This is a genomic window from Stieleria mannarensis, assembly GCF_014154935.1.
GTDB classification, from domain to species: domain Bacteria; phylum Planctomycetota; class Planctomycetia; order Pirellulales; family Pirellulaceae; genus Stieleria; species Stieleria mannarensis.
The window spans coordinates 208,789-219,046 of sequence record NZ_JACEHH010000009.1; the positions used below are offsets into that span (position 1 = coordinate 208,789).

Here is a 10,258-nt window from a genome sequence, read left to right on the forward strand (position 1 = left end):
TGGTCCAATAGATGTTTCAAGGTCGCGAAAAACGAGCCCGCCGAAGTCGCCTGAGTCGTTTACTGGCTCAATTGACCCCGAGAATGAAAAAGTCATCTGGCGGCACCGCGCGGGTCGCCCGAGCCGGCCGGGTCAAATTGGAAGGCCTGGAGACGCGGCAATTGCTGGCCGCTGACGTTTCAGTCGTTTCGACCGATTCGATGGGGCCGTTCGACGCGCGAGTCGAAGTCGCTGCGGCGTCCACCAGCACGTCGACGTTGACCACGGTCAGCGAAGCCGAGGGCGAATCGGCACCGGACTTGGTCCAATTCGCCAAGGATCTGGCTGCGGTCGGCAGGGATGCAAACGGCAATCCGATTTCCGGGCAAGGCCAAGTGACGTTCTTCGGCGCCCACTGGTGTCCGGCCTGTTCGGAACAGAAAGCACTGTTCCAAGACGGCAAAGACAATCTGCCGTTCATCGAGGTGACCAATCCGGACCGTTCGATCGGCCAGATCGGCATCGACAACAACATCACCGCCTATCCGACCTGGGTGTTCCCCGACGGGTCGCGCGAGACCGGTGTGTTGACACTCCAGCAAATCAGTGACCGCTCGGGCGTCGCGATCCCCCAGGGTGAGAACCCGACGTTCGAAGCGGTCGGCGATCAAACGGCTCTGATCGGCTCCCCGTTGCACCTCCCGATCGACGCCTACGATCCCGACGGCGGTCCGCTGACGGTGACCGTCTCGGTCGCCGATTCGAGTCTGTTGGAAGCATCGGTGGTGGGCGGAACCGGTTCGGGGAAAACGTCTCGATCGATCCGGATCGACATGGCCACCTATGGCGACATGGTGATCCAGATGTTCGAAGACCGTGCCCCGACCGCCTCGGGACGCGTGATCGAATTGGCCAACGACGACTTTTACGACGACATCATCTTTCACCGCGTGATCGACGATTTCGTCATCCAGGCGGGCGATCCGACGGGCACCGGGACCAGCGGTTCGACCCTGGGCAACTTCGACGATGATTTTCATCCCGAACTGCAACACAACCGGACCGGTGTGATGTCGTTCGCCAAATCCAGCGACGACACCAACAATTCACAGTTCTTTATCACCGAAGTCCCGACGCGTTTCCTGGACTTCAACCACAGCGTCTTCGGCCAGCTGGTCGAAGGCTTCGACGTTCTCGACGCGATCAGCGAACACGCGGTCAACGGAGCCGACCGACCGACCACCGACATCGCGATCAACACCATCGAAGTGTTCACCGACACCGAGAACTCGATGCTGATGTTAAAACCCACCGGCAATGGCGTCGGATCGACCAACGTGACCGTGACGGTGACCGATGGCGACGGCAACACGCACAGCGAGACGTTCCAGGTCGACGTCAACAACGACACCCAGAACAGCCAACCGTTCTTAAATGCCGTCACGGTGCCCGACCAGTTCACCCCGGGAACGCCGGCCACGCTGCAGATGTCCAGCACCGACATCGAAGGCGACGCGGTCAGCTACTCGGCCGTCGTCGCCAGCAGCGGAACCGGAGCGACCGCCTCGATCGACGACAACGGCTTGTTGACCGTCACGCCGGCGTCGGGCTTCACCGGGCAAGTCAATGTCCAAGTCACCGTTCGCCCCGGTCCGGGGGTGACCGGCAACAGTTCCAGCGACAGTGACAACCAGCTTCTAACGTTCAACTTCGACGGTGAACAGGCCCTCGCCGCCCCGACATCGATCGACCTGCTTGCCGGCAGCGACACCGGTGCCAGCGACAGCGACAACATCACCAACGCCGGCACGCTGTCGTTTAGCGTCGACGGCGTGACCAGCGGTGCGACCGTCCAACTGATCAATGTCCAGACCTCCGCGGTCTTGGGCGAAGCGGTCGCCAGTGGAACCAGCGTGACCGTCACCACCAACAACATCGCCGCACTCGGCGACGGAACCTACAACGTGACCGCGCGGCAGGTCTTCAACGGCCAAACGAGCGAACAAACGTCGCCCCTGAGCGTGACCTACGACACCATCCGTCCGACGTCGGTGGTCAGCAGCGCCAACACACGCGGCAACGTCGATCGCTTGTACCAGACCGATTTGATCAATAACGAAGAGGGCGCGATTAGCTATGCGTTGACGCAATCCCCCAATGGCGCGTCGATCAACGCCGGGTCCGGGGCGATTCAGTGGACGCCCGGCGCCGCCGATGTCGGCGACAACGTGTTCACCGTCGCCGTCACCGACCTGGCCGGCAACACCCGCAGCGAAAACTTCACCGTCAGCGTTGCCGAGGCCCCCAAGGCCGAAGTGAAGCTGGTTCTGAAAGACACCGACGGCAACACGATCACGAACGTCAACGTCGGTGACGAATTCATCCTGGAATTGGTCGGCGTCGATGCCCGCAACAGTTTCGACCGCGACGGCGTGTATGCGATCTACACGGACATTTTGTTCGATTCCAGCATCGTGCGGGTTAAAGGCGGCACCACGATCGAATATGTCGGCAGCTTCACGCTTTCCCCCAAAGGCACGTTGGCGACCGGGTTGATCGATGAAATCGGTGCCGCGTCCTCGTTGACGGTCGCTTCCAATGAAGACGAATCGGTGATCGCCCGCGTGCAGATGGAAGCCATCGCCGCCGGCAGCGTCAACATCCGCAGCGAAGAGGCCGACGAATCCAGCAGCGAAGTGTTGCTGTTCGGCGAAGACAACCAAATCTCGGCCGATTCGGTGTTCTTCGGCAGCGCCAATTTGACGGTCGGATTGGAGTTCACGCTGGCCGACGACGCGATCACCATCGCCGAGGATTCCGGGGCGACCACGATCGACGTGCTGGCCAACGACACCACCACCGGCAGCGACCCACTGTCGATCGTCTCGATCACCCAACCGGTCGGCGGTGGGACCGTCAGCGTTGACTCGGGAGTGCTCTCCTTCACACCGGCACCGAACTTCAACGGCACCTCGACGTTTACCTATCGGGCCGGCGACGGCAGCGGCGCCCAAGACGTCGCGACCGTGACCGTCACCCTGACCCCGGTCAACGATCCGCCAACCGGTCTGGACGATACCTTCGAAGTCGTCGAAGGGACCTCCGCCAATCGGCTGGACGTGCTGGCCAACGATTCCCTGGATCCCGACGACGACGGCACGTTGACGGTCACCTCGGCCAGCAGCAACACCGCCGGGGCATCCGTTCAAGTTTCCTCCGATGGTCTGGCGGTCAACTACACGCCGGCATCGGGATTCACCGGGACCGACTCGTTCACCTATGTCGTCAGTGACGGTGCCGCGACCGATACCGTCACCGTCACCGTCACCGTGATTTCGTCCAACCCGCCGCCGACGGCCAATCCGGACGCCTTTACGGTCGCCGAAGACAGCGCCGAAACATCCTATGACGTGTTGGCCAATGACGACCGGGACGACGATGACGAACCCTTTGTGATCGACGGCGTCGGCACGCCCAGCCAAGGCGGTTCGGTGCGCTTTAGCAGCGACGGGACCACGTTCTTCTACACCCCGGCAACCGATTTCTTTGGCACCGAAACCGTGACCTACACCATTCGTGACAGCGGCGGTGGGGTTTCCACCGGAACCGTCACGTTCACCGTCACCGATGTCGAAGACCCGCCGCCGGTTCTAAACGATACCCTCCAAGTCAACGCCGGCTCGGGGGCCTCGGTCGTGCTGCGGCTGGAAGACCTGCCCGAGAACGTCGACGGCTCCGGCGAGTCGCTGGAATTCACGCTGACCACGGCACAGCAAACGACCTCACAAAACGGCTCCGTTTCGGTCAACTCGGCCGGCACGGAATTGACCTACACGCCGCCCAGCAGCACCTTCACCGGGACCGACACGTTGACCTACACCGTGTCCGATGGCTCGGGTGACAGCGTCGGCACGTTGACCATCGAAGTGATGGACCTGACCCAGCGAACCATCGCGGTCAAATTCAGCGGCACCCAGGGGCGACGATTGTTGTCGGCGGTGCGTTTGACGGGCACCGACGCCCTGGGCAACGCGATCAACGAATCGCCGGTCTTAAACGGGAACAATTTGGAGTTCGCGAATCTGTTGCCCGGCGACTATGTCGTCGAAATCCCCGCCATCCCGTTCTTTAGCGGTGGCGAACAAGCTCAACAATATGCGATCAACAGTGCCGCCGATGACGGTGACTCGGTCATCGAGGCTCGAATGGGGCGGATCAAACCGGAGTACATTTCGCTTCAAGATTGGCTGGGCTCGACACCCCAGCAGTCCTCGCTCGTGGTGGTGCAACCCGGCGGTTCGGCGCTGCTGGCCGAACCGACCGAGCTGGCGTCGGAATCCATCTCCAATGCCAACTACTCGCTCAACGATCTGGGAACCGAACTAGTTATTTCCGGTGAAGATGAAAGCACGGCGACCAGCTCCGATGGGCCCGACATCTTGAATGCCGCGATCCTGACGAACAACCGCAACGTCGTCCAGCCGCGCGGCCAGATCGGTGATCTGTTCTTGTACCGGGTCAACGTCGACAGCGACGTCGTCAACTATGACCGTACGCCCGCCGCGGACAACAGCGCCGCGTCGGCACAACTGGCCGCCGGGACTGGCGAAGGCGAACAGGTCGGTGCTGCCGCGGGCACGTCAGCAGCCGATGGGGTCAGCAGCCAAATACTGCAAAACGAGCCGACCACCGGCGGATTGACCACCGCGGGCTCTGGCGAAGGCGAGTCGGTCATCCAGGCGACGTCGCAGAGCCATGTGGCCGCGCCGCTGCTTTCGTCCGACGTGATCGCTGCGGTTGAAACGGATCTGGAAAGCGACGATTCGGCGGACGATGACGTGACGGGAGAAGCGTTGTCCTCGCCGCTCGAGTCCGCTCTGAGCGCCAGTGGAGTCGACCGATTCTTTCGTCTTTAGACCGTGATTTGCGGTTTTTTTGAGATTCCGTCGGGAAATTTGACCGCCGTTCTCGGGGCTTTTGCAAAGCCCTTCGGGGCCGTTTGATGACGGCGAAAACGCGTCTGGACCGACCGCCACCACGGCAAAACCCCCGAAAACACGGGTATCTACGCGGTTTTCGGCGATTTCCGTCCGCGGGATTTTTCACCCGAGCGACGGTTCGTTCGGCCGGGAATCGCGGGAAACCCCGCAATTTGCAGGGTTTTTTGAACGATGCCGGGTTGCACCAACCTTTCCGGCAACATAACACTTGGCCGTCACAAACGCATGGGATGCTGATTCCCTCTTCAACCCTTCCTGTCATAAGCATTCAGAAAAGGCTCTCGCAAATGGCTAAAGCTCCGCCAAAGGCACCTACCAAGACTCAGATCATCGCCAATATCGCTGAGTCGACCGAATTGTCTAAAAAAGACGTCGCGGCCGTCTTCGACGCGCTGACCGACGAAATCGCTCGCGAAATGGGCCGCACCGGCTCGGGTCAATTCACCATCCCTGGTCTGTGCAAGATCCAACGCAAGGATGTTGAAGCCAAACCCAAACGCAAGGGACGCAACCCCTCCGACGGAAGCGAAATCTGGCTGAAGCCGAAACCGGCCAGCAAGAAGGTCGTCATCCGCCCGCTCAAGGGTCTCAAGGAAATGATCTGAGCTGGGCCCCCAACGCCCTCATCAAGAACGATCAATGCGGCATGCGACGCTCCCCCGTCGCGTGCCGTTTTTTTGTGCGCCTCGCATGTCGCCCGTGTCCCGCCGTAGCGACGCTCGCCTAACTTCAGTCGCAATCCTCCCTGGAAGGGAGGGTCGAGCGTAGCGAGGGGAGGGTCGATTGGTGGTGATTAAGTGCTTCCGAGCCACAACGAACCCTCCACGCTCCGAGCGTAAACTCCTCCGCGCCCCTCCCTGAAAGTGGCCTGATGAAAAGTAGATGGCGTCGAAAACAGGTGAACCGGCAACGATTGAAAATTGCAAAATGAACAGTGCAAATTGCGAAATGATTTGAGCGACGATTCCCGGCAAATTTGAATTTTGCAATGAACAGTTTGCAATTTGCAATCGAGGGATCCAGCAGAATCGCTGAACGTCCCCGAACCTACCCAACGTTCCAAGTTCCATTGATTTTCGCCAGCCCACCCTGAAAGGGAGGGTGTCTTCAAGGAGTTGCTGGCTGCAAGTCTTCACTTGGTGCGTATGGGGGGCGAGACGCAGCGAGGGGAGGTGCGATGCCATTGGCTCCCCACACTTGCCACCGCAGCGGATGATGTCGGCTAGAATAGCCCGCGTTCCTGTTGGCAGCGTCACATGACACATCCAGCATCGTCAAGCGTCGTTCAACGGTAGCGACTTTCGCCCGAAGGTGGTGCGGTCCGTTTTCCACGCTCTGGCGAGCGTAGCTACATCGAAAAGACGCTGTCCAGGTAAACCACATGTTTCCTCACCCGCTTTGAACTGTCCCACCGCTCGAATCAAACCCGCCATGCAACGTCGTCAATTTCTAAAACAATCCGCCGCCCTCTCCACCGTCGCACTCTTCTCCGGCTACTGGAGTGAAACCCAAGCCGATGAGTCAACGTCACCCAACGAAAAGCTGAAGCTCCTGTGTGTCGGCACGGCCAATCGCGCGAGCGCAAACGTCAGCGGTGTGCAACACGAAAACATCGTCGGTGTTTGCGACGTCGATGCGAAGTACCTGGAGAAAGCGTCGGCCCAGTTCCCCGCAGCGAAGACCTATCGCGACTATCGCGAGATGATCGCCCAAGAAGCCGACACCGCCGATGCGATCGTGATCTCGACCGCCGACCACAATCACGCCCCGGCGGCGATCCGAGCCATCCGCGCGGGCCTGCATTGTTATTGTGAAAAACCGTTGACTCACACGGTTCACGAAGCACGGTTGATCGCCGAAGCGGCCAAGCAAGCCGGCGTGGCCACGCAGATGGGCACCCAGATCCACGCTGGCAACAACTATCGACGCGTCGTCGAAATCATTCGTGCCGGAACCATCGGCGACGTCGCCGAAGTCCATGTCTGGGTCGGCAAGGGCTGGGGCGGTGGCGAACGTCCCGAATCGGGCGACCCGGTCCCAGAGCACCTGGATTGGGACCTGTGGCTCGGACCGGCTCCGGAACGTCCCTACAAAGAAGGCCGCTATCACCCGGCCAACTGGCGGCGTTGGTGGGACTTCGGCCAAGGAACGCTCGGCGACATGGGATGCCACTACATGGACCTGCCGTTCTGGGCACTCGACCTGCGGCACCCCACCAGCGTTACTGCCGAAGGCCCCGAGGTGCATCCGGAAACCTGCCCCTTGGGTTTGACGGTCCACTACCAGTACCCGGCGCGCGGTTCCCAAGTGCCGGTCAAATTGACCTGGTACGACGGCAACCACATTCCCAAAACGGTCGCCGGTGAACAGGTTCCCGGCAGCGGCGTGATGTTCGTCGGCAGCGAAGGCAAAATGTTCGCCAGCTATGGCAACTATCGCTTGTACCCCGAAGACACGTTCAAGAACTTCGAACCGCCGACGCCCACCATCCCCAATTCGATCGGACATCACAAAGAATGGATCCAAGCCTGTAAGACGGGCAGCGAGACGACGTGCAACTTCGATTACTCCGGAGCACTGACCGAGTCGGTCCTGCTGGGCAACGTCGCTTTCCGCGTCGGCAAGACACTCGATTGGGACGGCAAGCATCTCAAAGCGACCAATTGCCCCGAAGCCGACGCGCTGATTCAAAAGCAATATCGCCCCGGCTGGGAAGTGGCCTGAGTCGCGGAAGCCGCGCCCGTAGCGGAAGCCGCCAAGGCTTTCGGCACCCGCACCGCGCCCGTAGCGGAAGCCGCCAAGGCTTTCGGCACCCGCACCGCGCCCGTAGCGGAAGCCGCCAAGGCTTTCAGCACCCGCACGAATGGCACGGGCCTCGTGAGCCGACGGCGCTAGCCGCGGGCCTTGATACGCCTTTTTCACGGCGGTAGGGCCCGAGGCTGGCGCCTACGGTTCAGCGTATTGGCTTAAGCCCGTGCCATTCGTGTAAACACCTCTGCCCTGCCGGGGAAGGTGAGTGCAATGGTTCGTTGGCATTAAGGCTTCACCTGATTTGCCCGCCTCGCGCCACACCCCGGTAGCGAAACTCTCCGCGGTTTTCCGCTACGATGACTTTGCTGACAGGCAAGACGACTTTCATTCCACCACAATCAACCATGCGCAAACTCTATCCCCTGGCTTTGGCAACCATGTCTTTGATCTCCGCGGTCTGTGAAACCTCCGGCGACGAGGGCATGTACCTGTTCAACGACCTGCCGGTCGAGCAGTTGAAATCCAAATACGGTTTCGAGCCCTCCCAGGAGTGGGCCGACGCGTTACGACTTTCGTCGGTCCGGTTCAACAGCGGCGGCTCGGGATCGTTCATCTCCAGCGACGGCCTGGTGCTGACCAATCACCACGTCGCCAGCGACACCTTGCACAAACTCAGCTCCGAAGACCGCAACCTGATCGACGACGGCTATCTGGCCAAGTCCTTGGACGAAGAACTGAAAGCCCCCGACTTGGAACTCAACCAACTGGTCTCCATCGAAGACGTGACCGAGCGTGTCGAAGCGGCCGTTGCCGATGACGCCTCGGCCGCCGACGCAGCGACGCAGCGCAGAGCGGTGATCGCCGAAATCGAAAAGGAGTCGACCGACAAGTCAGGACTGCGCAGCGACGTCGTCACCTTGTTCGGCGGCGCAGCGTATCACCTGTATCGCTACAAAAAATACACCGACGTGCGGCTGGTCTGGGCTCCCGAAACCGCCGCCGCGTTCTTCGGCGGCGACGCCGACAACTTCGAATACCCCCGTTACAACCTCGACGCGACCATCATGCGGGTCTATGAAGACGGCAAGCCCGCCAAACTGGATCACTTCCTGCGTTGGAGCGATTCCGGGGTCCGCGAAGGCGACCTGGTCTTCGTCAGCGGAAACCCCGGACGGACCCAACGCATCTTTACCGTTGAAGCGTTGAAGTACCTGCGCGATGCACGATTGCCTTACGTGTTGGATTACTTGCGCCGCAAAGAAATCATGCTGCAACAGTTCGGCTTGGAAGGCGCCGAAGCGACGCGCCGGGCGCGGGACGAACTGTTCGGCGTCCAGAACGGCCGCAAAGCCTACACGGGGATGCTGGCCGGACTGCAAGACCCCAGCACGATCGCGACCAAGCAGAAACGTGAAACCACGCTCCGCGAGGCAGCCCGAGCGGATGCGGAACTGACCGACACCGAAACCGCCTTTGCCGAGATCGCCGCGGTTCAAGCCGAAAAGAAGAAGATGCTGGGACAAACCGTCACCTTCCGATCACGGCTGTTCGATCTGGCGCTGACATCGGTGCTGCGTGCCGCGGAAGACGAAAAACCCAATGGCGAGCGGTTGCGGGAATTCACCGAATCGGGACGCGAATCGCTGGTCCAAGACCTGCTCAGCGAGGCGCCGATCTATCGCGACCTGGAACGCGTCAAACTGGCCGACGAATTGGCCCGGTTCGTCGAAAACCGCGGCGGCGATAGCGAGTGGGTTGCCGTGGTCTTGGACGGCAAGGGACCGCGTGAACGCGCCGCCGAACTGGTCGACGGCACCAAGCTGGATGACATTAGCGTCCGCAAGGCCTACCTGGACGGTTCGCTCGAGGACATCCAGAAATCCGACGATGCGTTGATCGTGTTGGCACGAAAGTTGGAACCCGAATACCGACGGATCCGAACGATCAACGAAGAACTGGACGAGCGCGAACGCCAAGCCTATGCCAAGATCACCGCGGCGGTTAGCAAATTGCAAGGCGACTCGGGTTACCCCGACGCGACGTTCACGTTGCGGTTGGCCTACGGTCAGGTCAAAGGCTACATGCAGGACGGCCAGCGGATCCAGCCGGCGACCGATTTCGCCGGAGCCTTCGAGCACGAGGAACAGCACCAAGGGCAAACCGATTTCGACTTGCCGCCGTCGTGGAACCAGGCCGAAGACGAACTGGACCTTTCGACGCAACTGAACTTTGTCTGCACCGCCGACATCATCGGCGGCAACAGCGGATCGCCCGTGGTCAATCGCGACGGCGAACTGGTCGGGCTGATCTTTGACGGCAACATCCAAAGTCTGACCAGCGATTACCTGTACACCGACCAGCAAGCCCGTGCGGTCAGTGTGTCCGGCGTGGGGATCATCGAAGCGATTCGCAAGATCTACGGCGCCGACGAACTGGCCGATTCGATCGGCCGGTAGCGAGTCGTCGCGATCAACGTAGCTACCTTCGCCAGAAGGTGGATCCGAAGTGCCCTCCACGCTCTTGCGAGC

4 protein-coding genes are annotated in these 10,258 nt (G+C 60.8%); all 4 read left to right on the plus strand.

Going from position 1 to position 10,258, the window contains the following annotated elements:
- Positions 1 to 83 precede the first annotated feature (83 nt).
- The 4 genes from H1B37_RS08745 (at position 84) to H1B37_RS08760 (ending at position 10,186) form a co-directional block, all read left to right on the plus strand.
- The gene (locus H1B37_RS08745; RefSeq protein WP_182866243.1) at positions 84 to 4,895 is read left to right on the plus strand and encodes an Ig-like domain-containing protein; all 4,812 of its coding nucleotides are present in this window, start codon (positions 84 to 86) and stop codon (positions 4,893 to 4,895) included.
- Positions 4,896 to 5,209: 314 nt separating this feature from the next.
- A complete protein-coding gene (locus tag H1B37_RS08750; protein ID WP_286177543.1) occupies positions 5,210 to 5,584 on the plus strand; it encodes an HU family DNA-binding protein in 375 nt (124 codons plus the stop codon).
- Between the two features lie 826 nt (positions 5,585 to 6,410).
- Positions 6,411 to 7,703, plus strand: a complete 1,293-nt coding sequence (locus H1B37_RS08755; RefSeq protein ID WP_182866244.1) for a Gfo/Idh/MocA family protein — start codon at positions 6,411 to 6,413, stop codon at positions 7,701 to 7,703.
- A gap of 464 nt (positions 7,704 to 8,167) precedes the next feature.
- On the plus strand, positions 8,168 to 10,186 hold the full coding sequence (locus H1B37_RS08760) for a S46 family peptidase (protein WP_286177544.1): 2,019 nt from the start codon (positions 8,168 to 8,170) through the stop codon (positions 10,184 to 10,186).
- Positions 10,187 to 10,258 lie beyond the last annotated feature (72 nt).